The 24,243-nt window shown below is 36.6% G+C and carries 23 protein-coding genes; 13 read left to right on the forward strand and 10 right to left on the reverse strand.

The genetic code is table 11. The annotated features are described in order from the left end of the window. Nucleotides 1–621 carry a hypothetical protein gene (locus ACN5L8_RS09935; RefSeq protein WP_114705607.1) on the forward strand — a complete coding sequence of 207 codons (621 nt, stop codon included), beginning with the start codon at nt 1–3 and terminating at the stop codon, nt 619–621. Nucleotides 622–623: 2 nt separating this feature from the next. Here the strand turns inward: ACN5L8_RS09935 and ACN5L8_RS09940 are convergent, their stop codons facing one another. After that, a complete protein-coding gene (locus ACN5L8_RS09940) occupies nt 624–1,616 on the reverse strand; it encodes a lysylphosphatidylglycerol synthase transmembrane domain-containing protein (RefSeq protein WP_419172942.1) in 993 nt (330 codons plus the stop codon). A gap of 80 nt (nt 1,617–1,696) precedes the next feature. On the opposite strand from ACN5L8_RS09940, the gene ACN5L8_RS09945 reads away from it, so the two are divergent. From ACN5L8_RS09945 to ACN5L8_RS09955, 3 genes are all read left to right on the forward strand, one after another. After that, nucleotides 1,697–3,010: a UDP-glucose dehydrogenase family protein gene (locus tag ACN5L8_RS09945; RefSeq protein WP_120405389.1), complete on the forward strand. Its 1,314-nt coding sequence runs from the start codon at nt 1,697–1,699 to the stop codon at nt 3,008–3,010. After that, entirely contained in the window at nt 3,010–3,816 is an 807-nt protein-coding gene (locus ACN5L8_RS09950; RefSeq protein WP_419172943.1) for a nitrilase-related carbon-nitrogen hydrolase, read from the forward strand. Before ACN5L8_RS09945 ends, ACN5L8_RS09950 begins: the two co-directional genes overlap by 1 nt. A gap of 96 nt (nt 3,817–3,912) precedes the next feature. Continuing rightward, nucleotides 3,913–4,095 (forward strand): hypothetical protein, encoded by a 183-nt coding sequence (locus tag ACN5L8_RS09955; RefSeq protein ID WP_120405387.1) that lies wholly within the window; start codon nt 3,913–3,915, stop codon nt 4,093–4,095. A gap of 55 nt (nt 4,096–4,150) precedes the next feature. Here ACN5L8_RS09955 and ACN5L8_RS09960 read toward each other — a convergent pair whose 3' ends face one another. Both ACN5L8_RS09960 and ACN5L8_RS09965 read right to left on the reverse strand, forming a co-directional pair. After that, nucleotides 4,151–4,405 carry a NifU family protein gene (locus ACN5L8_RS09960; protein WP_114705602.1) on the reverse strand — a complete coding sequence of 85 codons (255 nt, stop codon included), beginning with the start codon at nt 4,403–4,405 and terminating at the stop codon, nt 4,151–4,153. Nucleotides 4,406–4,414: 9 nt separating this feature from the next. Continuing rightward, nucleotides 4,415–5,110 (reverse strand): RsmE family RNA methyltransferase, encoded by a 696-nt coding sequence (locus ACN5L8_RS09965; RefSeq protein WP_419172944.1) that lies wholly within the window; start codon nt 5,108–5,110, stop codon nt 4,415–4,417. Nucleotides 5,111–5,171: 61 nt separating this feature from the next. Here ACN5L8_RS09965 and ACN5L8_RS09970 point away from each other — a divergent pair, with 61 nt between their 5' ends. Both ACN5L8_RS09970 and recO read left to right on the forward strand, forming a co-directional pair. Next, entirely contained in the window at nt 5,172–6,131 is a 960-nt protein-coding gene (locus ACN5L8_RS09970) for a DEAD/DEAH box helicase (protein ID WP_419172945.1), read from the forward strand. Then, nucleotides 6,119–6,916, forward strand: coding sequence for a DNA repair protein RecO (gene recO / locus ACN5L8_RS09975; protein WP_419172946.1), 798 nt, complete (start codon nt 6,119–6,121; stop codon nt 6,914–6,916). The genes ACN5L8_RS09970 and recO overlap by 13 nt, the downstream gene beginning before the upstream one ends. On the opposite strand, the gene ACN5L8_RS09980 is transcribed toward recO, so the two are convergent. Genes ACN5L8_RS09980 through ACN5L8_RS10005 form a run of 6 tightly spaced genes read right to left on the reverse strand, consistent with a single transcriptional unit; the run spans nt 6,911 to nt 11,883 of the window. After that, nucleotides 6,911–7,795: a hypothetical protein gene (locus ACN5L8_RS09980; protein ID WP_419172947.1), complete on the reverse strand. Its 885-nt coding sequence runs from the start codon at nt 7,793–7,795 to the stop codon at nt 6,911–6,913. The genes recO and ACN5L8_RS09980 overlap by 6 nt on opposite strands. Beyond that, nucleotides 7,777–8,208: a hypothetical protein gene (locus ACN5L8_RS09985; protein WP_419172948.1), complete on the reverse strand. Its 432-nt coding sequence runs from the start codon at nt 8,206–8,208 to the stop codon at nt 7,777–7,779. Before ACN5L8_RS09985 ends, ACN5L8_RS09980 begins: the two co-directional genes overlap by 19 nt. After that, nucleotides 8,208–8,585, reverse strand: coding sequence for a hypothetical protein (locus ACN5L8_RS09990; protein ID WP_419172949.1), 378 nt, complete (start codon nt 8,583–8,585; stop codon nt 8,208–8,210). Before ACN5L8_RS09990 ends, ACN5L8_RS09985 begins: the two co-directional genes overlap by 1 nt. Before the next feature lie 2 nt (nt 8,586–8,587). Continuing rightward, nucleotides 8,588–9,112 carry a redoxin family protein gene (locus tag ACN5L8_RS09995; RefSeq protein WP_419172950.1) on the reverse strand — a complete coding sequence of 175 codons (525 nt, stop codon included), beginning with the start codon at nt 9,110–9,112 and terminating at the stop codon, nt 8,588–8,590. Between the two features lie 57 nt (nt 9,113–9,169). After that, nucleotides 9,170–9,430 carry a GIY-YIG nuclease family protein gene (locus tag ACN5L8_RS10000; protein WP_114705594.1) on the reverse strand — a complete coding sequence of 87 codons (261 nt, stop codon included), beginning with the start codon at nt 9,428–9,430 and terminating at the stop codon, nt 9,170–9,172. After that, on the reverse strand, nt 9,430–11,883 hold the full coding sequence (locus ACN5L8_RS10005; protein ID WP_419172951.1) for a DUF3656 domain-containing U32 family peptidase: 2,454 nt from the start codon (nt 11,881–11,883) through the stop codon (nt 9,430–9,432). The genes ACN5L8_RS10000 and ACN5L8_RS10005 overlap by 1 nt, the downstream gene beginning before the upstream one ends. 136 nt (nt 11,884–12,019) lie before the next feature. Here ACN5L8_RS10005 and ACN5L8_RS10010 point away from each other — a divergent pair, with 136 nt between their 5' ends. The 3 genes from ACN5L8_RS10010 (at nt 12,020) to ACN5L8_RS10020 (ending at nt 16,924) form a co-directional block, all read left to right on the forward strand. Next, nucleotides 12,020–13,339, forward strand: coding sequence for a glycine--tRNA ligase (locus ACN5L8_RS10010; protein ID WP_419172952.1), 1,320 nt, complete (start codon nt 12,020–12,022; stop codon nt 13,337–13,339). Nucleotides 13,340–13,400: 61 nt separating this feature from the next. Beyond that, the gene (gene ppdK / locus ACN5L8_RS10015; RefSeq protein ID WP_419172953.1) at nt 13,401–16,052 is read left to right on the forward strand and encodes a pyruvate, phosphate dikinase; all 2,652 of its coding nucleotides are present in this window, start codon (nt 13,401–13,403) and stop codon (nt 16,050–16,052) included. Continuing rightward, nucleotides 16,052–16,924, forward strand: a complete 873-nt coding sequence (locus ACN5L8_RS10020) for a serine hydrolase (RefSeq protein WP_419172954.1) — start codon at nt 16,052–16,054, stop codon at nt 16,922–16,924. The genes ppdK and ACN5L8_RS10020 overlap by 1 nt, the downstream gene beginning before the upstream one ends. On the opposite strand, the gene ACN5L8_RS10025 is transcribed toward ACN5L8_RS10020, so the two are convergent. Then, on the reverse strand, nt 16,901–19,204 hold the full coding sequence (locus ACN5L8_RS10025; protein WP_419172955.1) for a hypothetical protein: 2,304 nt from the start codon (nt 19,202–19,204) through the stop codon (nt 16,901–16,903). The genes ACN5L8_RS10020 and ACN5L8_RS10025 overlap by 24 nt on opposite strands. 101 nt (nt 19,205–19,305) lie before the next feature. Between ACN5L8_RS10025 and ACN5L8_RS10030 the strand changes: the two genes are divergently transcribed. The 4 genes from ACN5L8_RS10030 to ACN5L8_RS10045 all read left to right on the forward strand — a co-directional run bounded on the left by ACN5L8_RS10030 (nt 19,306) and on the right by ACN5L8_RS10045 (nt 24,105). After that, the gene (locus tag ACN5L8_RS10030; protein WP_419172956.1) at nt 19,306–20,721 is read left to right on the forward strand and encodes a Mur ligase family protein; all 1,416 of its coding nucleotides are present in this window, start codon (nt 19,306–19,308) and stop codon (nt 20,719–20,721) included. Further along, the gene (locus tag ACN5L8_RS10035; RefSeq protein WP_419172957.1) at nt 20,705–22,384 is read left to right on the forward strand and encodes a hypothetical protein; all 1,680 of its coding nucleotides are present in this window, start codon (nt 20,705–20,707) and stop codon (nt 22,382–22,384) included. Before ACN5L8_RS10030 ends, ACN5L8_RS10035 begins: the two co-directional genes overlap by 17 nt. A 117-nt stretch (nt 22,385–22,501) precedes the next feature. Further along, nucleotides 22,502–23,668 (forward strand): methionine adenosyltransferase, encoded by a 1,167-nt coding sequence (gene metK, locus ACN5L8_RS10040; protein WP_120405376.1) that lies wholly within the window; start codon nt 22,502–22,504, stop codon nt 23,666–23,668. A gap of 206 nt (nt 23,669–23,874) precedes the next feature. Continuing rightward, a complete protein-coding gene (locus ACN5L8_RS10045; RefSeq protein WP_419172958.1) occupies nt 23,875–24,105 on the forward strand; it encodes a hypothetical protein in 231 nt (76 codons plus the stop codon). The last annotated feature ends 138 nt before the right edge of the window (nt 24,106–24,243 follow it).

Raw genomic sequence — 24,243 nt, forward strand, 5'->3', positions numbered from 1 at the left:
ATGGATGAGCTTAGAAATATATTAGATGAAGCTATTCAGAGATATTCTTCAAATGATTATTACGAAAAGTTAAAATCAGCAAAAGAAGAGTATTTCAAGTTAACTGGTAAGCTATCAGAAGAAGACGAAGACTATGAATCTCGTATGAACGGTTTCGTTTATTGGTATATCACTCAACGTGATCAAGATTCAGCTGGTCCTTTAATTAAGAATTATCTTTCAGATATTTCGATTGATGACTCTAAGAAAGAAGCGATGCTTGAAATTAATCATTCTCTCTTTGAGTACCGTGGTCAAAATCTTTTTAAGAAACATGTCTTTAAAGACATTCTTCATAATTCAAAATTCTATATCCCAAAAGATGAATTCACTCTTCAGCTTGTAAAGGATGATCTCTTCATAGCAAGAACAATCACTCATGAAGGCAAGACAATGTTACTTGATGATATCTCTGTTCTTCCTTACGATGCCAGAGGTCCACTTGTAAAAGAGTCGAAGAAGGTTAGAAAACTCAATGACCGAAAAAGAGATATGCAATTTCTTTTAAAAATTGAGGCCCTTAAAACGAAGTGGCGTCAGTATGGCCATATCGACCCAAAGAAAATTTTTATTTTTAAATAGAGTTAAGCTTCTTCTAGTGCTTCAACTTCTTTGAAAGTATGCTTCTTTTTCCAAAGAACATAGGGAATTACACCAAGAAGATTAACTGTGATATTGACCAAGAAATATAGGTTGAAAAAAGAGGCGCCTTTTTCTTGTCCAAATGCCTTGAATAATTCTTCAAAGACTAAGTGTCCAACTCCAGCACCTGCAGGTGATACAGGTACTGCAATCGAAATAAGTCCGATTGGTACAATACTGAAAAGTTGTTTAATTCCGATATTCGTATTTAGAAAAGAGTGACTGAGACTCCAAAATGCTGTGATCGCAATCATATGAATAAGAATGGAAAGAGTTATGGTCTTAATAATTACGCGTCGATTTTCACCAATACGCCAGAATGTTTCAGTAATATCTGAAAGCTTATTTCCAATGACAGGTAAGATTTTAAGTAATTCAATGACATGTTTCTTAATTGCCTTAGGCATAAATAAGATAATGAGAAAAACACTCGCTCCAAGAAGAAGCATAATGTTAAATGAGATAAGAGGTTTCACCTTAGGTGAAAGGTTAACGAGATCTCCATAAAAGTAAATTGAAGATAGTCCAGCAACAATGATGAGTCCAATAAGTCCAATGATTCGATCAATTAAAACAGTGCTTAAAAGAAATGATTTCCTTAAAAGTGGATCACAGTCTCTTACATAGAGAAGCTTAAGAAAGTCCCCTGTAACAACACCCGGGAGAAAAGTTGAAAAAAATTGCCCAATTAAATTAATTGGATAGATCTTATTAATATGAATCTTTTCACTCTTTGTCTTCAGTAGCATTGACCAGCGAAAAGCGGCCAAGAATGAACCTAGAATTAAAAGAGAGAATGCGATCAGCGCCCATGGCCCATTTTTAAGGACCTGCCCAATTAAGCTAAGATCGAGCTTATCGGATTTGGCCAGCCAGTAGAGAATGGCCACAGCAAAAATGATTTTTAGAATTGTCTTATATGACGCCTTGAGCATATTCTTTAATTTCCCTCTTAAGGCTTAAAAGTTAACATAAATAGTGCTAATCTAGTATAAATTTTTAAAAAGGAAGAAACTTGAAAATTACAGTTATTGGAACAGGCTACGTTGGACTCGTTAGCGGAACATGTTTTGCTGAAATTGGTCACACTGTAACTTGCGTTGATATTGATGAAAGTAAGGTTGCCATGATGAGACGTGGTGAATCACCTATTTTTGAACCGGGTCTAAATGATCTCTTAGAAAGAAATATTAAGGCAGAAAGATTAACGTTTTCAACAGGACTTGAGTCAGTAAAAGATTCAAAGTCTATTTTCTTAGCTGTGGGAACTCCTTCTGGAGATGATGGCAGTGCAAACCTTTCATATTTATTTCAAGCAGCTGAAGATGTTGCAAAAAATATTAGTGATGATGCAATCATTGTTATTAAATCAACTGTTCCAATTGGAACTTGTGAAAAAGTTAAAGAGATTGTTGCTAAAAATACAAACAAGAAATTTCACATTGTTAACAATCCTGAATTCTTAAAAGAGGGCTCAGCGATTGAAGACTTCATGAGACCTGATCGTGTTGTTATCGGTCATAATGATCCTGAAGCTGCAAATGCCATGGAAGAACTTTACGAGCCTTTAGTTAAGCAGGGGAACCCTATCTATATGATGTCAAATCTTTCGGCAGAGATGACAAAGTATGCGGCCAACTGTTTCTTAGCAACTAAGATTTCTTTTATAAATGATATTGCAAGACTTTGTGACACTCTTGGAGCGGATATTAATGAAGTTCGCCAAGGTATCTCAAGTGATAGAAGAATTGGTTCTCACTTTCTTTATCCAGGACCTGGTTATGGAGGATCATGTTTTCCAAAAGATGTTAAAGCTTTAATTTATACAGCAAAAGAACATGGCCATACACTAAGAGTTGTTGAGTCAACTGAAGATGTTAATGATGAGCAAAAGCTATACATGGCAACAAAGATAAAAAAACATTACGGTAGTGACTTAAGTGGAAAGACTTTCGCTTTTTGGGGAGTTGCATTTAAAGCAAATACCGATGATGTAAGAGAGTCGCCAGCAATTTATATGGCTCAAGATCTAATCGATGCTGGTGCAAAGGTTCGCTTCTTTGATCCAGAAGGTGGACCAAATTTTATGAAGGCCGTTGGTGAAAAGTATCATAAATCAATTGAAGAAGTGTCTAATAAGTATGACTGTCTAAGTGGTTGTGATGCAATGGTTACAGTGACAGAGTGGAGAGAGTTCTCAACTCCTGACTTTTCAGAAATCTCGGCCCGCTTAAATGAAAAAGTGATCTTTGATGCTAGAAACCTTTTTAAAACGCAGAAAGTTTTAGATGAAGGTTTCACTTACTATGCAATAGGAAAGAAAATATAATGAATGAATTGGTCGTTGCCAATATTCAAGTATCTTCAACTCTTGATTACAAATCAAATCTAAAAAAAATTAAAACATACTTAACTCAAGCAAAAGAAGAGGGGGCCCAAGTGGCCTTCTTGCCTGAGTGTTTTTACTCGATCTCCAATGGTCGAGCGCCAAGCCCTTATCTTGTGGAGTGGAACAATGAACACTTTGATAACATCAAGCAATTGGCCATTGATTCTGGGCTCTTCCTTATTGGGGGCTCTGTTGCTTTTAAAACTGATGAAGGTATTCTTAATAAGGCCATTAACTTTGATCCTCAAGGCAATGTTATTGGTAGCTATGACAAGTGCCATTTATTTTCTTGTGACATCACAACAGTAGATGAGCAAGGAAATACAAAGCATAAGAAAATAAATGAAGGGGATATTTATATTGCAGGCAATGATCCTCTCATTATTGATGTCCTTGGCTGGAAAATTGGAATTGCAATCTGCTTTGACCTACGCTACCCAAGTTTTCTTCAATATTATTATGATAAGAAAGTCGATCTCATAACCTTTGCTTCAGCTTTTACAGTTCCCACTGGCATGGCCCATTGGCATACGCTTTTAAGGGCCCGCGCTATTGAAGGGCAATGCTATGTCGTAGCAAGTGCACAAACAGGAGAGAATAACCCTGGCATCCATACTTTTGGCCATTCTTTGGTTATTAATCCTTGGGGAGAAGTGCTTTCTGATCTCAAAGAACTTGAAGGAGTGTCTATTAAAAGACTCAAAAAAAGTAAGATATCAGAAACTCGTTCGAGAGTAATTCTATAGTCTAATTTACTGAAATCATTCAAGAAACAATATAATTTTGTGGATTTTCATAATTAGTTGCCGATAAGAGTCTAAGATAAAGCTTAGGAGGCAAATATGGAATTACTAGAAATTACGCTTGTGACTGTTGTCATGGCACTTGCCACCAGTGGAAATATTATTCTTTCAGGTTTAAGTTATTGGGAAGCTGAAGATAATATGCAAAAACATATTTCTCATACTCAAGACGACTATGGAATGAGAGAAGCTGAGCTTGAAGAGCATACAAAAGTCGCATAGTTAAATACATTGAAATTTACAAAAAATAAGGGCCACTATTAAGTGGCCCTCTTTATTACATAAATGGGTTATCGCCCTTTGAGTGATCAGTGACATCCACAATATCAACGATATCTGGAAAGTGCTGCTTAACTAATCTTGCAACACCATCTGTAAGAGTTGCTTGAGAAGCAGAGCATCCTTGGCAACCACCAGTCATTTTGACGTAGAGTTTATCATTGTCGTAATCAACTAGCTCGATATCTCCGCCATGAGCGGCAAGAGCTGGTCTCACTTGTTCATCAAATAGCTTTTCAATTTTTCTAATCATAACTATATCCTATTCCATTAATTGATTTAAATATCCCATTATCGAAATTGCCGCATTTTCAACTCGCATGATTGATGGCCCAATATTTACTTCTTGGAAACCACTATCGACAAATTCCATAATCTCTTGGTTTGTCCAACCGCGCTCAGGGCCGATGGCAATTGTTAATGGTCGCTCTATATCTATCTTAACATCTTTTAGCTTTGTTTGTGCATATGGTGAAAGAATAATTCTTTGTTCATCTTGAGCAAGACTTTGTTCATATTGATAGGTCTTATGTAGTTCAGGTGACTTATAAAAAACTGCTGATTGACTAAGGCCAAGGAGGGACAGCTCCTCAAAACGTTCATATATTTTAGACGTTAAGTAGCTCTTATCACTTAGAATTGCCTTATGTATTTTAAATCGGCTAGTTCCCATTGCACTACAATGCTCAAATAACTTCTTCATTGTTGGAGGTCGACTTGCCGCTATTGAAAGAGTTATTGGATAGTGTTTACCTGCTAAGATTTCACCTACAATAACTTCAATTTGTTCACCGAGGGTAAAGACCTTTAAAGTTGTCAGACCTTCTTCAAGGATTGTTCCTTTCAGTTCGTCGCCAATTTCAACCTTGATCACATTACGTAAATGTTCACTTTGTTCAAAAGTGAGAACAGCTTTTTTACCTTGAATTTGATCTTTTCTAAGTATGATTGAATTCATTTTCTTTAATTTTAGTTAGTTATAGCTATCAATCTTTTACCACTACTTGCACCTAATGGGTATGAGTTTTAAAGCAACTTTGTCACAGATCGTCAATAGAGAGCACTCATTCACGCTACTTATGGCACCAATGGGGTGGGGGAAAACAAGGCTTATTTGGGAGTTTGTTGAGGACTTTGATCGAATTATTATTGTCTCTCCCTTACGTTCAATCCTGGAAGATTTAAAAGATAGAGACTGTGTTGTGAATAATATTTCTGATAAAGGGGTCTTTCTTACAACTGTGGAGTCCTTTTCTAAGAATGATCTAGACTTTGCTTTGAGGTCAAACTCACTCTTTGTCTTGGATGAATTTCATCTCTTCTATGAATGGGGGGAGACATTTCGTCCAAGGCTTCTTGAGTTCTTATATAAAATATCTTCATCAAATACCAAGGTGATCGGCTTAAGTGCGACAATAACAGATGAGCTTTATCGTATCATTGAAAGGGATGTTGAAAATAATTTTAAGCACTTTTGTCTTTTAAATATTGGTAACTTTCAAAAGAAGAATATGTATAAGAAGAAGGATGTCGTAATAAGGCCCCTGCTCTTGTTAAAGCTTCTCTGGCGACAACTTTTCTTCTCTCAGGGAAGAACGATATTATTTTGCTCAACAAGAAAAGAGGTTTTTATGTGGAATTGTTTCTTTTCTCGTTTAGGTCTATCTTGTGATTATTGTGTCGGTGGTGAAGTCAAAGACTTTATAGCCAGAGAGTGTGAGGCCCCCGCTCAAATCGTAATAGCAACAAGTGCCTTAAGTCATGGAGTAAACCTTAGAGGAATTGAAAATATTTATATAAGCTATTGTCCAAATGAGTCGACAAATTTCCAAATGATAGGAAGAGGCGGACGTTTTGGTGAAGAATTCCAATACGTTGGAACAAAAGAAGTCGGAAACTCTTGGTTTGCAAGAATTCACTACAAGATATGTGATTATCTCTTTATAATGACCAAGGACGTATTACTATGGTTGAATTAGAAGGTATTCTTGTAAATAAAATTCCATATCAAGACAAACACTTGATAGGGAATCTCTTACTTCGAAATGGAAATAAAATTTCTGTGATGTTCTATGGCGGACAAGGTGGAGGAAAGAGGAAGGTATCTTCTGTTTTACAGGTGGGTTACCTATTCAAGGTGAGCTTTGGACGTATCAAAGATAGTTTTGAAATCATGACTTCTAAAGAGCATGTGGAGAAGTGGTATCATAAGAATATTTCTCATAATCCAATGGCCTTTTATCTTCTGTGTTTCTATTGTGAATTGACACAATCATTTGCTCCTCAAATCACGCAAAAAGATGACTTAGACTTACAAGAGCGCACACATGAAGGAACCTTTAGACTTCTTTCAAATGCGATCTTTCGTCTTGATGCTGAAGTTATAAAGCCAACATACGAGCCTAATTTCGAGTTATTTATATTCTTAGTTAAAGCAATGGTTGAACTTGGGATTTTTCCTCGTACTGAGACTTGTGCTATTTCAGGAGTCGAGATTAGTGATGACGATTATGTCTCGTTATCTATTGAACAAGGTGGCTTTGTTCAGTATGACCACTTAAGTCCAGAAGAGCAAAGACTTATCAGTACAGATGAAGGTCGAGAGTTAAGATCTGAGATGCTTAGAGTCGCTTCAAGTAAGTATCTTGATTGTCCAAAGAAGCTCAATATTTCTAAGAGTACTTTAAATAAATTAGTGAATTATATTTGCTATCACCAGCACACAACAAGAGAACATTATAAGTCTCTTTCTCTTCTTTTATAAATCCTTGAATATTTTATAAGTAAATGAGAATGACTTCGCTAGATTTGTATTCTTTGCTACATCAAAAAGAGTTTCATCTGAATAATTTAGGACAAATGAGCTTCTCGTTAGCATATAGGATAGGTTGAAGCTTGTTGAGAGATAGTACTTATTTTCGCCTTTGATACCATCAATAGAAACAGCACTATCTTGCCAATAGGTAAGTGAAGTTCCTAAGCGAAGCTTTGAGTTTGGAGAGTGGCCAAGACCAAAAGAGGTTGAATAACCAAAGCCAGGAGCCACTTCTTTATCATCAATTTCTCTTTCAAATCCGTAATGTCCTTCAAGAGTTAGCGAGTAATCAAAATCATAAATTAATTTGTAGAAGGCAAAACCAATTGTTGATTCAAAGACCCCACGGCTGAGTGAGTCTGATAGAAGAGGATCTTCATAATTATAAATTGAATTTCCATTTGGAAATAATTGCTTAAAGAAAATAAAACCACGGGGTTTTAGTGGGTTGTAGGTAAACTCTGGTAAGAACTCCCAAGTGAACTGAATACTGGGATCAACCACTTCAGTAGAACTCGATTCTGTTGAAGTTGATTCAACTGTTCTCTTCTTTATAGGTAAATCAAACGCAATCTGATAGTAGCTATCAAATAAGTAACTTCCTTTAAAAGAAATAGTTTCTGTAATTTCATTCTTAGAATTAACAGATTCAATTTTACCACTTGCTAGTGCTTCATTTGTAATTGTTGAATTTGTATAAGCAAGCTTTGCTTCCCACTGGTGATCCCCAAGAATAATATTTGGAATATTTGCTCCTCCACCACAGCAAGAAGATGCATATGTTTGGAATGAGAAAAGTGAGAGTAGGATTAAAGTGTAAGTGGCCATGATACTGAGTCGTAAATATTTCCGTTTTCTTCTAATTGTAAATGGAAGTCCCAAAGACCGCCCATTGTGAAGTAGACGTCTGTTAGTTCATAGATTCCTGTTGCCAACTTATTTATTGAAATTGGATAAGATCCATGTCCCATATTTGGCATCCATAGATACGCCTTGAAATTACCAATTGGGTCTGTGAAATTTCCAGCACTGTCAGTTAAAGATATTGTAATCTTTGAGCTATCATACAGGAGTGGCCCCTTTTTCCACTCCCGTGAAATAGTTAGGGATTCTGTTTCAAAGCGAAGGGCCGTTGTAATACTATCATCACCTCTAAATGGATCTACTAACTTTCCAGTGAATGGTGAATCACCACAACTTATAACAAAAAGTGAAAGTAGGATTAATGAGAAAAACCTCATTACTTCTTAAGCTCCACATCAACAGCAACGATTTCTTCATTAAGCTCAAAACGTACTTGCCAGTAACCTTTCATACGACCCATAAAGAATTTTGCTGTTCCATCAATTACTTGATCTTCACCATAGGCCCATTCAATTGCTGGTCCACCATGTTGATGACCGTTAGCCATCATCATCCATACATAGACTTTTAAGCTTTCAGGAGCTATTTTCTCTCCTGAATCTTTATCGTAAACTACGGCTTCAAAATTTGAAGGAGCTCCATCGAATGGCCCGTTCGTCCATTCCATATCAACACAAAGATTTTGTGATTCAAATTGATATGGGCAGGCAATGATTGAAGTTGTCAGAAGTAGTGCAATAATTGTTTTAAACATTTTTACCTCGCGATATAGCAGCCAAGTGTTTTTGAAAGTGTATATGGTAATTTCTTATTTTCTTTTAATGCAGTTAGAACATCATTCAAATAGAACTTTGTTGATAGCTTTGGGCTTCTCTTATTTGTCACAGCACCTTGGTACATCACTTCTTCATTCTCATCGATTAGAAAAACATGTGGTGTCTTAAATGCTGAAAACTTATTAGCATATTTTAAGTCTTTATCAATAAAGATAGGGAAGTTGATTTTAAATTGATCAAAATATTTTAAAGCGGAGTCTTTACTTATGTGCTTATTAGAACTGAAGCCGATAAACTCGACATTATCAAATTTCTTAGCGAGTGAGTTAATATAATCAAATTGTTTTTGTGAGCATGGGCAACTTGGAGAAAGAAAAATAAGAACTTTCTTCTTATCTTTAGATGTGGAAATAGCTCTTTCTTTATGTGATGAAAAATCATAGCGTATTTCACTGAGTGCACCAAAGGCCATGCTTGAGATCAGTAGAAGAATTAGTGTTTTCATGAAGTTCTTATATAAAACTTAAGCCGATTTCACAACAGAACAAGGAGCTTTTGTGTACTATTTATTATTGATTAAAATCAGCTTTTGAGGACGTGAGAGCTTTTTTATCTGTGCTTCTCGTTTACTGGCACTTGAGCGATCTAGATGTTCTTCTGTAAAGAGAATTTTTTTAGGAGGGTTGGCCTTGGTGAACTTTGCACCTTTAGGGTCATTCTTGTGTTCTTCAAATCGTCGCTCTACATCAGTTGTAATCCCCGTGTAGAGCTTTCCATTTTCAGTTTCAATAATATAAACAAACCATTTGTCGGCTTTTGCCATTAATTCTTTCTCGCTTGGTATGTATCGTCTTTCATAAGCATCCCAGTACCGATACCGTACTTTTCTTGAGTGCCTAGAAGTGATTTTAACTCACCAGTTGAGATTTTACCATTGAAGTAATTAAGATAGCTTTCAAGTTTTGTCTTTAGAGTTTCACCGTGCTCATTTAATAGTTCAATTCTAAAGTTTGAGACACCCTTTGCCATTAACTCATCCACAAGGTCTGTTGAACTTTGGGCAACGGCATTGAACATCGTGTTTCGACATTCTTGATCGGCCTTAATAAAGTGCATATTTCCAAATTGATCTTTTAATTCCACATGGTGTTCTTCACATGGTTTTCCACAATCTTTAAATGAAGAACCTTCAGATAAGAATGCAGCAAATACACAGTGTTCCATATGAAAGCTTGGCATATATTGGTGAATATTGACTTCTATTTTTCCAGCGTCAGTGTTGACCAGAAGGTTCTCAAGTTGTTTTGCATTGAGATCATAAGATGAAGTCAGTGTCTCAAAACCTTTATCAAGCAGATAATTGGCGGTTTGAGAGTTTGAAATATTTAATGAGAAATCTCCTTTTAAAGGGATGTCACATTTAGAGCGTAGATATTGATATGAACCTAGGTTGCGACAAAGAATAAAGTCTGGTGCAAGTCGAGTTAAGACATTTAGGTGATGGTACTCTTTTGGTTTTAGAATTCGATTAGTTGCAACTCCTACACGACAATTCTTAAGTCCTCTTAAAAGCTCAAGAGATGGTTTGTAGTCTTTACCAAATTCAAAATCTAGTGTGATATTAAGCGCATCATATTCACATTCTTTTAAAATATCGAAGGCTTCTTTTACTTGGTCAATATCTCGAAGTAGGAAATTAAGAGTGATATCTATTTCACTAACTTCTTTTTTTGTCAGCTGATATTCAAATGCTTTTGGTATTTTCACTTCAAGACGTTTTTCATTAAGTCTAGCTACGGTATCTTGTCTTAGCTTCTTTAATGTCTTTGAGTGAATGAATGGAGACTTCTCTCCTAGAGTAAGTTTGAAATCATCTACTGAATAAATTGTTCGAGAAAGAGCGGTTGCATCTTTTTTAACTTTTTCAATATCTGCTTCTCGTCTAGCCTCTTCAACGATATCTTCACTTTCAACGATAATAGTATTCTTTCCATCATCAATTTTATAAGAAAGCTTTTCACTAACTATTGCTTTTAGCTCGATTTTGATAGGGATTCGTTTTTGCTTGTTAATATCTGTCACAAGAGATTCACTTTCTTTGATGACGTTTGGATCAGAATTTAGGTAAAGCATCATACCTGGGCGAAGCTGTTGCCACTTAATATCGTGTGCAAGTGATAGAGTAACTCTCTTTCCTTTTCTTTTTACATCAAAGATAGATGAGCCTACTTCTATTTCTTTATTGTCATCACAAACAACAATACCCATTCCATTTTCAAAGCTACGGTCTGTATCAATTTCAATTGTTGGCCTGGATACTTTTTTTACCCTACCAATTTCAATCCCTCTGTGATTTCCGTAATTTCCTTTCACTAATCTTTGGTGATCAACTCCGTGGAGCCAGCCAGAAAAGAAGCCGCGAGAGTATGTTAGAGACATTTTATCAAGGTCTGCCTGAGAAAGAGGCTTTCCTTCTAACTTTGCTTTGAAAGCACTTGCCGCAGTTGAAACATATGATGGTGCTTTAAGACGGCCTTCAATTTTAAGTGAATCGACACCAATATCTTGAAGTTCATTTGCTTCCTCTATTCCACAAAGGTCTTGAGGAGAAACAAGATAGCTCATTTTATTTCCGTCTTTTTTCAGATCTCTCTTTTCACCGTCTACAAACATTTCATAAGAAAACCTGCAACTTTGGGCACATTGTCCGCGATTGGCAGAACGTCCTCCAATACTTTCAGAAGTAAAGCATTGACCTGAATAGGCGACACATAGAGCACCGTGTGTGAAGACTTCTAATTCTTTATCTGTATTATTTCTGATTTCTTTAATTTCAGGAATTGAGTTTTCACGGCCTAGTACAAATCTTTCAATATTGAGATCATCAAGAAATGTTATGTGATCGTGATTTGTTACTGTCATTTGAGTTGAGCCGTGAATGACTTGATCAGGATAAGTCTCACGAATAATCTTTGCTAGGCCGATATCTTGAACGATAAGAGCGTCAGGTCCTAATGCAACAACTTCTGAGAGTTTAGCAATTGCCGCCGGCAACTCTTCTTCGAAAATGAGTATGTTAAAGGCCACATGAACCTTAACACCGTAGAGGTGACACATATCGATGATCTCTTTTAACTCATTTACAGAATGATCATGTGTTCTACCGCGGGCATTAAATCCGGGCATTCCTACATAAATTGCGTCAGCGCCACCATGGATGGCAGCAAGGCACATTTGCATATTCCCCACAGGGGCCAAAATCTCAGTTTTCTTCATTTGTGGGTTGTAGCACGAAGTGTCGAAAATACAAGGAAAATCAGGCAATTAGGAAAAAATTATGGTCAAAATAATTAGCCGATTAGAGTACAAAAAGGTATACTTTCACCAATTATATTTAAGAGTAGGGGGCAATGTGTCAGAAAGCAATATTAAGGACATGCAGCAGATTGTTAGTTTAGCTAAACGTCGTGGGTTTATTTTTCAAAGTTCTGAGATCTACGGTGGTCTTTCATCTTGTTGGGATTATGGCCCATATGGAATTGAATTAAAGAGAAATTTAAAGAATAAGTGGTGGCAAGCAATGACTTTCCGCTCAGATATCGTTGGTGTTGATGCTTCGATCTTCATGCACCCTCAGGTATGGAAAGCTTCTGGTCACGTTGATGGCTTCAATGATCCAATGGTTGATTGTAAGGCATGTAAGTCTCGCTTCCGCGAAGATAAAATCGATACATCAGCTCCATGTCAAAATTGTGGTGCAAAGGGTGAATTCACTGAACCACGTGATTTTAACCTAATGTTTAAAACTAAAATGGGTCCTGTTGAAGATTCATCGGCAGATGTTTACTTAAGACCTGAAACAGCTCAAGGAATTTTTGTAAACTTTCTAAATGTTCAATCGACAATGAGAAAGAAGCTTCCATTTGGTATTGCTCAAATTGGTAAAGCGTTTAGAAATGAAATTACTCCTGGTAACTTCATTTTTAGAACTCGTGAATTTGAACAAATGGAAATGCAATACTTTGTAAAACCAGGTGAGCAAATGAAGGCGATGGAGGACTGGAAAGAACTTCGTTGGAATTGGCATATTTCAAATGGTATCCGTCCTGAAAACTTAAGATGGCATCCACACGTTGGTGATGAACTTGCCCACTACGCAGATGCAGCTGAGGATATTGAATATAAATTCCCTCATGGTTGGGATGAGATCGAAGGTATCCACTCAAGAACTGACTTTGACCTAAGAAAGCACGAAGAGTTTTCTGGGAAGAATTTAAAATATACTGATGTTCAAGATGGAAATAAAAAATATCTTCCATATGTACTTGAAACTTCTGTTGGTTGTGATCGTGCACTACTAGCAATTCTTTGTGATGCATTTAGAATTGAAAATGAAGGAGATAAAGAGAACGAAAGAACGGTAATGAAGTTCCATCCATCTCTAGCACCGATTAAAGTAGCAGTTCTTCCACTGACAAAGAAATTAAATGAGCAAGCAACTGCATTATTTCATGACCTGCAAAAAGAATTTAAGGCAGAGTATGATGTCGCTGGTTCAATTGGTAAGCGTTATCGTCGCCAAGATGAAATTGGAACACCAATGTGTGTAACTTTTGATTTTGATTCTCTCGAAGATAATGCGGTTACAGTTCGAGACCGCGATACAATGAATCAAGAGCGCGTAGCGATTGATCAACTTAAAAACTACTTAAGAGATCGTATCTATATTTAATTTTTTGTAAAAGGCCACATTGATCGTGGCCTTTTTTCTATACTAAGCAAGGAGCGCAGTTATGAGTAAATGGGTTTACTCGTTTTCAAAAGAAAAAACTGAAGGTAACAAAGACATGAAAAACCTTCTAGGTGGTAAAGGTGCCAACCTAGCTGAGATGTCTTCTCTTGGATTACCGGTCCCTCCAGGTTTTACTGTTACAACAGAAGCCTGTATCGATTATCAAAAAACTAAGTCGTTTAATGACGATATTAAAAAGCAAGTAGAAGAAGCATTAAAGCTTGTTGAGTCTTCAACAGGTAAGACTTTTGGAGGTGGAGATAATCCTCTGCTTTTCTCTGTACGTTCAGGGGCAAGAGTATCAATGCCTGGAATGATGGATACTGTTTTAAATCTAGGATTAAATGACGAAACAGTCGAGGCCCTAAGTAAGAAGTCTGATAACGAAAGATTTGCTTGGGACTCTTACCGTCGTTTTATACAGATGTATGCAAACGTTGTTATGGGAATGAGTCATTCTCTTTTGGAATCAACTCTAGAAGATTTGAAAGAAGCAAAAGGTGTAGACTCTGATACAAAACTTGATGCAAAAGATTTTAAAAACCTTGTTAAAGTTTATAAACAAATTATTGCTCAAGAAACAGGTAAGAAATTTCCAACCGATCCAATGGAACAACTTTGGCTTGCTATTGAAGCAGTCTTTGGATCTTGGGATAACCCTCGCGCAATTAAGTATCGTCAGTTAAATGGAATTCCAGGAGACTGGGGAACAGCTGTTAATGTTCAGGCCATGGTCTTTGGAAACATGGGAGACGATTGTGCAACAGGTGTTTGTTTCACACGAGACCCATCTAATGGTGAAAAGAAGTTCTTTGGTGAATATCTTGTGAATGCACAAGGGGAAGATGTTGTTGCAGGTATTAGAACGCCGGCTCCAATTAATGAATGTTCAAAGAATGATTCTAATCGAAGTGAAAAAACACTTGAAGAATATATGCCAAAGGCATTTGCCGAGTTAACAGATCTTTATCAGCAACTTGAAAAGCATTATAAAGATATGCAGGATATCGAGTTTACGATTGAAGCTAATAAACTTTATCTTCTACAAACTCGTAATGGTAAGAGAACTGCAGCAGCAGCTCTTAAAATAGCTGTAAATCTTGAGGAAGAAGGGATTGTGACGAAGGAAGAAGCACTTATGCAAATCGATCCAGAAGCGCTTAATCAACTTCTACACCCAAGACTTGATCCAGATGCAACGAAGAATATCATTGCTAAAGGTCTTCCAGCATCTCCTGGTGCTGGTGCCGGAAAGATTGTTTTCCATTCTGATGATGCAACTAGTATGCATGAAAATGGTGTAAAAGTTATTCTTGTTCGCCAAGAGACTTCACCAGAAGATATTGCGGGAATGGCCGCAGCTCAAGCAATTCTAACTGCTCGTGGAGGGATGACTTCTCACGCGGCCGTTGTCGCTCGTGGGATGGGAAAACCTTGTGTTGCTGGTTGTTCAGAAATTCTAGTGGATAGTAAGAATCGCACCATGATTGTTGGTGATAAGAAATATGTAGAAGGTGACTTCATAACACTTGATGGTGGAACTGGTGAAGTTATTGAAGGTGAAGTTCCAACACTTGACGCTGAAATAAATGCAGACTTTGCAAAGTTTATGGCGTGGGCCGATGAAATTAGAACCTTAAGAGTTCGAACTAATGCTGATAATCCAGAAGACAGTGAGACTGCTGTTAAGTTTGGTGCTGAAGGAATTGGCCTTTGTCGAACTGAGCATATGTTCTTTGAACCAGAAAGAATTCTTGCCGTTCGTGAGATGATTTTTGCAGATTCAACTTCTCATAGAGAAAAAGCACTTAAGAAATTACTTCCATATCAAAAAGAGGACTTTAAAGGAATATTTAAGGCCCTTGATGGAAAACCTGTAAATATTCGACTTCTAGATCCTCCTCTTCACGAATTTCTTCCACATGAGTTAGAAGATAAAAAAGAATTGGCAGAGTATATTGATGTTGAATTAAAGACGATTGAAGAGGGTTGTGAAAGACTACACGAATTTAATCCAATGCTAGGGCATAGAGGGTGTCGTTTAGGAATTACTTATCCTGAGATCTATACAATGCAGGTAACGGCCATTACACAAGCAGCACTTGAATCAATTGATGAAGGTATCGATGTAAGACCTGAAATAATGATTCCTCTTGTCGCAACAGCAAAAGAATTATCAATTCTTAGAGAGATCTTAGTTGCAACGATTGAGCAAGTTAGAGGTGATAAAGAGTTTAATTATAAGCTTGGTACGATGATTGAACTTCCTCGTGCGGCCATTACTGCGGCCGATATTGCAACTCATGCTGACTTCTTCTCTTTTGGAACAAATGATTTAACTCAAACTACTTTTGGATTATCTCGTGATGATGCTGGACGTTTCTTAACTGAGTATATTTCAAAATCAGTTCTTCCAAGTGATCCATTTGTTTCACTTGATCAAGAAGGTGTTGGTTATCTTGTTAAATTTGCAACTGAACAAGGACGAAATGCCAATAAAGAAATTCACGTTGGTATTTGCGGAGAACATGGTGGAGAGCCTAAATCAATCGACTTCTGTCATAGAATTGGTCTTGATTATGTTTCTTGTTCGCCATACCGAGTTCCTATTGCACGTTTAGCTGCAGCTCAAGCAGTAATACGCAACAAATAATGAATTTAGAAGAGATCATAAATAATGTAGCAAATGAGTTTGGCAGTTATAATTTTAACTGCCTTGCTCTTGCTCATATAGACTTTAAAAAGAAATCATATGAGAGTTATTCTTTATACGATAACCCTTTTTTGAAAGGCCAAAAAGTTTATTTTGATCTCGCTTCTCTTACAAAGCCGTTAACTTTAGGCTTCTCTTATTTAAGAAGCCCAGAACTCTTTAATGATGACATGAAACTCCTACTCAATCATCGTGGTGGACTAAAGGCATGGGGAAGGCTTTCACGTGATTCTTGGCGCAAGCAAGTATCATCTTATGCAATTAAAGAAAGTGATACCGTCTATTCTGACTTTGGTGCTCTAAGGCTTCAGTTAGAAATTGAAAAAAAAGAAAATCTCTACGACTTAGTTTCACCAATGTGGGATGAGGAGATTGTCCACTGGCTTGATATCGAAGATGAAATTTGTGCTCCCACTGGTCGAAGACAAAGGCAGCTAATCGATGGTGAAGTACACGATGACAATGCATATGTTATTGGGGAGAAGGTTTCTCACGCAGGACTCTTTGGTACAATCGATGGAGTATGTCGAACATTACTAAAGGCACAAGAGAGTTATTCATTAATTCAAAATACGAAAAGACAAAGTGACCATCGCTTTATTAATGGTTGGGACAGTGTTTCCAATTCTTCAAACACGCTCGCTGGAAGTGGTGCAACAACTAATACATTTGGGCATCTCGGATTTACTGGAACATCAATGTGGATTACTCCCGAAACAAACACAGGAGTTGTTCTCCTGTGCAATGAGGTTCTCGGTTATTGGAATGATCGTGCCAAGTTAAATGCATTACGCCGTAGCTTGGAATTCTAGGTCTATAAACATTGAAATTAACTGTATGTTTGGATCATCACTCGTTAATTCAATAACCTTTTCAATCTTAGATTCATCTATATTATAGAAGTCTTCAACATCTCCATCTAGTAAGAGTATTCGTTTTGGATCATTAACATCACGTACGTATGTCTTGATTGTTTTTCCTTCTTCATCAATTAATTGAACTGTCATTACTGAATCAGGATCGGCTCCACCGATTCCCATAACTTCTTGTTGACGTCCATACATATAAGAAAAGTCATTTCGTACTTGTTTAAGTCTACCTAAATCGACATCTTTCTTTGCTCTTCGCATTCCGATAAGGACTCTCGATTTCAATAAGTGCTGAAGTTCGTGGTGTTGTCCGTATTCTGCAATTACCATTGCACCCATCGCAAAAGCTTTTCCGACTGTTCGGTTCTTTGATGTTGAGTATCCATAGCTTTGCCCATACAGAGGACCAGTTTCAGAATGATCCTTTGCCATTTGAACTAACTTTCCATTTTGCGAATATAAATCATCATTGTATTGCTTAAAATCAGTAAAAATAGCATCACGGATTTGTTGTTGACTTGAATTTCCATTAACTTTTCTTACAACGTTATTTGAAAGAATTTGAGTATGGAATGATTCAAACATTCCGATTATCTCTTCCTCTTGAATCTCTTGGTTTTTTCTTGAGAGTCCACGCCAAACAATATCTTCAGAGTACCATCGGTCCATTTTATAATCATATGTTTCTTTTGAACGATATGAGCGACTACCAAAAGATGTTCTAAAGTCTGTGTCTGCAAAATTTAGACTTACAAGTTGATCACCTTCTTTCTTATGGCGATAAAAGATATTATTCTTTTTAAAGAACTCTTCAAAATCTTTATTGATCTTTGCAAGTTGCTCTTTTGTAATTCGCGTATTTCCATTTAAGGCTTTTGCTTGTTCTAGGTATTGTGCATATTGACCGATATCGACAGCGGCATTTGTATAGTCTTCAATTTTATCTGGTGAAGAATATTTCTTGTAGTCAATATCTGTAAACTTCGGTGCACTTGGGAAAGCGAGTTGAGGAGATCCCTCTAATGGAATACCAGAACTCACTCTATAATTTAAATCTTTATAAAGTCTAATTGTGTTTAGAATTCCTTCTTTTACTTGTTGTGCCCATTCTTCGTCTGACATGTATAAGTCATTACTTGGGAAAGCTAATCTTGCTGGAGGTAGACCTTCTTTCATTAGAGCATAATTAAGAGCAAAGACTCTTGAGGTTCTTCCGTTTCCATTTGGAGTTGGATGGATTGAGACAATATCTCTTTGTAATTGTGCAACCAATTCAATATATTCTTCAGCTTTTTCAATTGTATCTATTGCTCCAATCTTTTCTCTTTCTTTAGCAAAAAAATCAAATCTCTCTTCTGAAAGCTTTCTAACAACTTCTTCAATTAGTTCAGGAGTGGCTTTAACATTTCTTTCCTGTATTTTTTTTACTTTAGCTGCCGTTTCAGGTGCAAAGGCTTCAAGCCTTTCTTTCGCTGTATCACTTAGCTTTTCGACCTGAGGGTAATGGATCTTTCCTCTGACTTTCCCTTCTTCGGCCATATAGCCCATGCCCTCTGCTGGAGCCTTTTCAAAAGTTAGATAAGGATTATATTCAATATTCTTAAGGGCCTGTTCTGATATTCCTGAACCCATTTCATTCCCATACCAATACTCTTTACGAACACTACCTAATTGATCCTCTCTAACACTTTCTATTCCATCCTTCATCATGCTGGCATGTGCTCTTAGGTATTCATCGAAGTTAAAGTCTGGCTTTTCTTCCATGAGATAACTTCTTGTTTCCATGTAGTTATGGATAGCAGGCTCACTCCAGCTCTTTCGATTTTGTTTTCCACCAATAGCAGCACGTAGTAATTTCTTTTCACCATTATACTGATAAGGATGGTCACTATTTCTTAAGGTAGTATCACCATTGTATATTTTATTTAAATGTAGAGCTGTATGTTCATAATCAACAAAGTATGTGGACTCTATCCCTAGTTTCATGGCAGAAAGGTCTTTACCAGTGTATTTATAATTTAACGCATTTTCTAAGGTTTCAATTTCGACACTATTTGAATTCACATCAAGGAAGCTTGAAAGAGCACGTAGGCAAGACTCTTTTTCAATTCCTGTGATTGAAGATGGGTTTCTCTTAAGTGTTGTCTGAGTAAAATTAATACTTGTACAACCAAATAATAGTATTAAGTAAAGTAAGTTCATTTTATAAAAATTCATCTTCATCAATTCCCTCAATGTAATACTTATCTCTTTTCGTCAGGAATATTATTTGCCTTAATTTTTTTTCTATAAAGAGATACAATATTAGCCACTTGGAGATTTTAATGAATTTAGCTAATTATATGGATATTACGAAATTACAGGATGTTACAAATGTGAAGAAGGTTTTCTTCTATCGCATATGTGGGACAGGTATGGGAGCAGCCGCTTGTCTATTAAAAGAGTCTGGCCTTGAAGTGGCCGGCGCCGATCGTATGTTCTATCCTCCAATGAGTACTTATCTAGAGTCTTCTGGAATCGATATTTTCAATCTCGAAGATAAAAACTTAAAAGATATTATTAAAGGTTATGACTTAATTGTAGTAGGTAATGTTGTAGCAAGACAATCTGATGATGCTCGCATGCTTGAAGAACTTGGTATTCCATTCTGTTCGTTTCCGGCTGCTATTGGTGCTTTCGTTTTAAAAAATAAGAAAGTTGTTGGTATCTCTGGAACACATGGAAAGACAACAACAACTTATTTTGGAGTTCAATTATTTGAAAAGCTTGGAATGAATCCCGGTTATTTAATTGGTGGGGTAATGGATGAGAGGCCACCTGCAAGAACAGGTGAAGGAGAGTATTTCTTTATCGAGTCTGATGAGTATGACTCAGCATATTTTGAAAAGTATTCTAAGTTTCGTTCATACTTTATCAATACATTAATTATTACATCTCTTGAATTTGATCATGCTGATATCTTTGAATCAATTGAAGATATTAAAGATGAATTTAAGGCGATCTTACCTGATGTGGATGAAGTGATCGCTTGTTCAGAGTGGGAAAGTATTAAAGATCTAAAAACGGCCGATAAGTCGTGGTCAGAATATAGTCGTGAGAACGTAAAAATTATCAATGTTGAAAATGGATTATCTACTTTTAGCATGAAATGCTCTCAAGGGGAGCATACCTTTAAGACCAATCTTATGGGAATGCATAATATTTTAAATCTAACATCTATTATCATCGTTGCATTAAAAGCTGGGAAAACAGTTGATGAAATCCAAGAAGGAATTCTTGATTTGAAAATGGTGCAAAGAAGACAAGAAGTGAAAGGTGAGTTTAATGAATCTCCTATCATTGATGACTTTGCCCACCACCCAACTGCCGTTACAGAAACTGTAAGTGCGATCTCTCTTAAGTATCCAGGTAAGAAGATTCACGCATATCTTGAACCGGGCTCTGCGACAGCAAGAAGTGATCTTTTTCAAGAGCGTTTTGTTGACTCTCTTAAGGATGTTGCAAGCGCAACTATCATAAAACCAATGAGACCTACTACGGCCAAGGGACAGGGGGATCTTGATGTTGAAAAACTTAAAGCAGATCTCGATGGTATCGGTGTAAAAACATCAATTGTAACTGAATTAGATATGCTGATTTCATTAATTAAAGAGAATTCTAATAAAGATAGTATCCAGCTTGTTATGAGTAATAGCTCATGTCTTGGATTATGGAGTAGCGAGTTTGTTAAAACTTTATAAGTATTCCATTTCCATCCTATTCTTAGTCAGCACGATTTTTGCTAAGGGACCAAGTGATTCAGAGGTAATTAAAAATTATCTTAGTCTTCATAGAGCACAATACAAAGCAACTTGTAATATGCAAGTCTATAATAAATCGAAAAAACTCTATAAAGACTTTCTAGGTGATGGAATCTTTATTCCTTTCAAGTTAGATGGCCAACTAGATGATGAGGCCATCAGTGAGCACATTCCTCTAATGAAGAAAAAAAGAGAGTGGATTGCTAATATCAAAAAAAGATTATCTAAAATGCGCTCATTTAGAAAAGTCTTGGCAAGAAATAGAGAAATTAAATCTCAATTTGAAAAAGCGATGCAACACAACTATCACTATCGCTATGCAAAGACTTTAGATGAAAAGTCTACATTAGCGATCAAGTCAAAAGTAGAGATAAAAAAGTTTCTAAAAGACTTTGAAAGATATCTTGGAAGTCTATACTTCTTTCAGTCATTTAAGTTCCCAGTGGATCATCTTCACTTGAGATCTGAATACGATAAATATAAAGATATTGAAACACCTGAAGGAAAAGCTAAATCTAATTCAACCTACTTACTAAGAAAAATTGTAGAAGATGGAAGTGTTGATTCCAAAAGAGGACGCTCTGACCTTTCTCTTCGCTCATTAATTGATAGTGTTTATTTACGTATTATTGGCTTTGATGAGCCGTTTCTTACTGAAGACTTACGTTATGATATTTCAGATCTTATCGATCGACTTGATCGTGTCTTACGTCGTGGCCATAAGAAAACATACAAGCGTATAAAGTATTGGGAGAAGAAGATTATTGAGCGTGAAAATTATTACGTTGATCTTCTTAAGAAGAGTAAAACCAAGAGTGATATTTTAAAGAAGATTTTTGAAGATAAGAGTAAGGCCCGATATGCGCTTAGTCACTATGTTTATGACAAGTCTGCTCTTGTTTACAAATTTTGGAAAAAGCAAAAAGAAATTTATCGAAAGCTATATGCACTTGAAACAATTCTTATTCATGAAGTCGGCCGTCTTGATGATAGTTACGGAAGTGAAAGACGTGACGTTGCCAAAGTCGTTATCAATCGAGTGGATAACCCAGAATATAATACGATTGAACCTAATGAACCATTTTTCGATGCACTTATAGAAAATGGAGTTTCTAAAACAAAACAATATCCTTGGTTGAATGTTCTTTTTAAACGAGGACAGTTCTCGTTTACTTACTTCTTTATTCCAGCTTCAAAAGGAATCTTTTGTCCGGATCAATCACGTTCCGCTAGAAAGTTAAGGGCCAAAAACTTAAAGATGGTTTTAGAAGAATTAAGAAGGCCAGACGAAGACTTTAAAGCAACTCGTTATTTTTCTCGTGCTTCAATGCTTGGTCGTATTGATATGTCGAGCCTTTGGGATGAGTATGAAAGTATGCCAGAGAGAACAGGGCCTCTAATTCACGACACAAAACGTTTAAATACTTTATTAAAACGAAAGAACCTCGATTTTCTTTATGAATTTAAAGATGTCGAAGGTGATAGCTATGATGTGTATAAGTATAAAAATAAAGTTTATGTACACTCTGTGAAGCAAGATAAGTTTTATAAGTATCGAAATCCACATTATTTCAAATACTTCGTCAAAAAGAGCGACTACTAGTTTTTTATTGAGTCTAACTACTTGAAAATAGTTGTCAAAAAGCTTGTTAAAACGGCTCTCTAGCAGTATATTCAATTAATTATTAGTGTATTAATTATTTATAGCTAGGAGATGAGGATGCTAAAGGATTTTACATTTACTTCTGAATCAGTAACAGAAGGGCACCCTGATAAAATTGCTGACCAAGTTAGTGATGCTGTTCTAGACGCAATGTTAGAACAAGATCCAAAATCACGTGTTGCATGTGAGACTATGGTTACAACTGGACTAGTCGTACTTGCTGGAGAAATTACTTCTAAAGCAAATGTAGACTTTCAAGAAACAGTAAGAAATAAAATTAGAGAGATTGGTTATGATCACTCAGATAAAGGTTTTGACGCTAACACTTGTGGTGTAATGGTTGCTCTTGATAAGCAGTCACCAGATATCGCTCAAGGTGTAAACGAAGGTGAAGGAACTTATACTGAGCTTGGTGCAGGTGACCAAGGTCTAATGTTTGGTTACGCATGTGATGAAACAGATAACTTCATGCCAATGACTATTGATCTATCTCACAAACTTGCTCAGAGACTTTCTGAAGTTAGAAAAGATGGTACTCTTGGTGAACTAAGAGCTGACGGTAAGACACAAGTTTCTGCTCAGTATGAAGATGGAAAACTTTCTCGTATTGATGCAATTGTTGTTTCAACTCAACACTCTGACAAAATGACTCTTGCACAAGTTCAAGAAGCAGTTAGAGAAGAAGTTGTTAATAAAGTTGTTCCAGCATCACTTGTTGATAACAACACAAAATATTTCATCAACCCAACTGGTAAATTTGTTATTGGTGGGCCAATGGGTGACTGTGGTCTAACAGGTAGAAAGATTATCGTTGATACATACGGTGGTCACGGTGCACACGGTGGTGGAGCATTCTCTGGTAAAGATCCAACAAAAGTTGACCGTTCAGCGGCATACGCAACAAGACAAATTGCAAAGCATATCGTTGCTGCAGGTCTTGCTGAGAGAGCTCTTGTACAAGTTGCATATGCAATTGGTGTAGCTGAGCCAATGTCACTTCTAGTAGATACTTTTGGTACAGAAAAAGTTGATGTTGCTAAGATTAACAATGCTGTTAATCAAATTTTTGATATGAAGCCAGCGGCGATTATCGAAAGACTTGATCTTCTAAGACCAATCTATTCTCCAACTGCTGCTTACGGGCACTTTGGTAGAAGTAAAGATGGTTTCTTTCCTTGGGAAGAATTAAGCTATGTGGAGAAGTTAAAAGCTCTTTGCCTTTAACCGAAAGCCGCGCCATCGCTTCGCTAGGCTAGCTTTCTCGAGTCACATCCATCTCAGCTTCAAAACTGCCCTTTGGGGCACTTTTGCCGCAGGATGTCCCTTGGGAAGAATTATCTTATGTCGAAAAATTTAAAGCACTTTGCTTATAGTATAGAAGGCTCCGAAAGGAGCCTTTCTTTTTTTTCAAATGCGATTATACTTATCCTATGAATGAATTCCTCATGTTCACATTACGATATACACCATTTTGGTCGATACCTATTATGATCATAGGTGGCCGTTTTGCCTATTACTACTGGCTAAGAGGCTATACTATTCCGCCGCTATTCTTTGCTATACTCTCAGCTATCTCAACATTCTTTCTCTTTCTTTGGGTTATGGCAGGAGGTCCTGATAAAATAGTCCACTACTTTTTAGAACTTATTCACGGACTGTAAGAAACTTTTAGATACAAAAATCAATAAAATTAAGTACTTAACCTTTGTGTGGCAGAAATGTTGTGGTGTTAAAAAATTGACACGTCTACAGATTGTTCGATACCATTTTGTTGGGACAATTTTTAACCGCTCAAGATG

The organism is Halobacteriovorax sp. (assembly GCF_048381875.1).
GTDB lineage: Bacteria > Bdellovibrionota > Bacteriovoracia > Bacteriovoracales > Bacteriovoracaceae > Halobacteriovorax_A > Halobacteriovorax_A vibrionivorans.

What these genes read in the sequence shown, in the direction of transcription:
- ACN5L8_RS09965 (WP_419172944.1), bottom strand. Translation starts at nt 5,110, where the DNA reads ATGAATTCAATCATACTTAGAAAAGATCAAATTCAAGGTAAAAAAGCT.
- ACN5L8_RS09995 (WP_419172950.1), bottom strand. Translation starts at nt 9,112, where the DNA reads ATGAAAACACTAATTCTTCTACTGATCTCAAGCATGGCCTTTGGTGCA.
- ACN5L8_RS09935 (WP_114705607.1), top strand. Translation starts at nt 1, where the DNA reads ATGGATGAGCTTAGAAATATATTAGATGAAGCTATTCAGAGATATTCT.
- ACN5L8_RS10045 (WP_419172958.1), top strand. Translation starts at nt 23,875, where the DNA reads ATGAATGAATTCCTCATGTTCACATTACGATATACACCATTTTGGTCG.
- ACN5L8_RS09990 (WP_419172949.1), bottom strand. Translation starts at nt 8,585, where the DNA reads ATGTTTAAAACAATTATTGCACTACTTCTGACAACTTCAATCATTGCC.
- ACN5L8_RS09940 (WP_419172942.1), bottom strand. Translation starts at nt 1,616, where the DNA reads ATGCTCAAGGCGTCATATAAGACAATTCTAAAAATCATTTTTGCTGTG.
- ACN5L8_RS09950 (WP_419172943.1), top strand. Translation starts at nt 3,010, where the DNA reads ATGAATGAATTGGTCGTTGCCAATATTCAAGTATCTTCAACTCTTGAT.
- metK (WP_120405376.1), top strand. Translation starts at nt 22,502, where the DNA reads ATGCTAAAGGATTTTACATTTACTTCTGAATCAGTAACAGAAGGGCAC.
- ACN5L8_RS09980 (WP_419172947.1), bottom strand. Translation starts at nt 7,795, where the DNA reads ATGGCCACTTACACTTTAATCCTACTCTCACTTTTCTCATTCCAAACA.
- ACN5L8_RS10005 (WP_419172951.1), bottom strand. Translation starts at nt 11,883, where the DNA reads ATGAAGAAAACTGAGATTTTGGCCCCTGTGGGGAATATGCAAATGTGC.
- ACN5L8_RS10030 (WP_419172956.1), top strand. Translation starts at nt 19,306, where the DNA reads ATGAATTTAGCTAATTATATGGATATTACGAAATTACAGGATGTTACA.
- ACN5L8_RS09985 (WP_419172948.1), bottom strand. Translation starts at nt 8,208, where the DNA reads ATGAGGTTTTTCTCATTAATCCTACTTTCACTTTTTGTTATAAGTTGT.
- ACN5L8_RS10020 (WP_419172954.1), top strand. Translation starts at nt 16,052, where the DNA reads ATGAATTTAGAAGAGATCATAAATAATGTAGCAAATGAGTTTGGCAGT.
- ACN5L8_RS09970 (WP_419172945.1), top strand. Translation starts at nt 5,172, where the DNA reads ATGAGTTTTAAAGCAACTTTGTCACAGATCGTCAATAGAGAGCACTCA.
- ppdK (WP_419172953.1), top strand. Translation starts at nt 13,401, where the DNA reads ATGAGTAAATGGGTTTACTCGTTTTCAAAAGAAAAAACTGAAGGTAAC.
- ACN5L8_RS10025 (WP_419172955.1), bottom strand. Translation starts at nt 19,204, where the DNA reads ATGAAGATGAATTTTTATAAAATGAACTTACTTTACTTAATACTATTA.
- ACN5L8_RS09960 (WP_114705602.1), bottom strand. Translation starts at nt 4,405, where the DNA reads ATGATTAGAAAAATTGAAAAGCTATTTGATGAACAAGTGAGACCAGCT.
- ACN5L8_RS09955 (WP_120405387.1), top strand. Translation starts at nt 3,913, where the DNA reads ATGGAATTACTAGAAATTACGCTTGTGACTGTTGTCATGGCACTTGCC.
- recO (WP_419172946.1), top strand. Translation starts at nt 6,119, where the DNA reads ATGGTTGAATTAGAAGGTATTCTTGTAAATAAAATTCCATATCAAGAC.
- ACN5L8_RS10000 (WP_114705594.1), bottom strand. Translation starts at nt 9,430, where the DNA reads ATGGCAAAAGCCGACAAATGGTTTGTTTATATTATTGAAACTGAAAAT.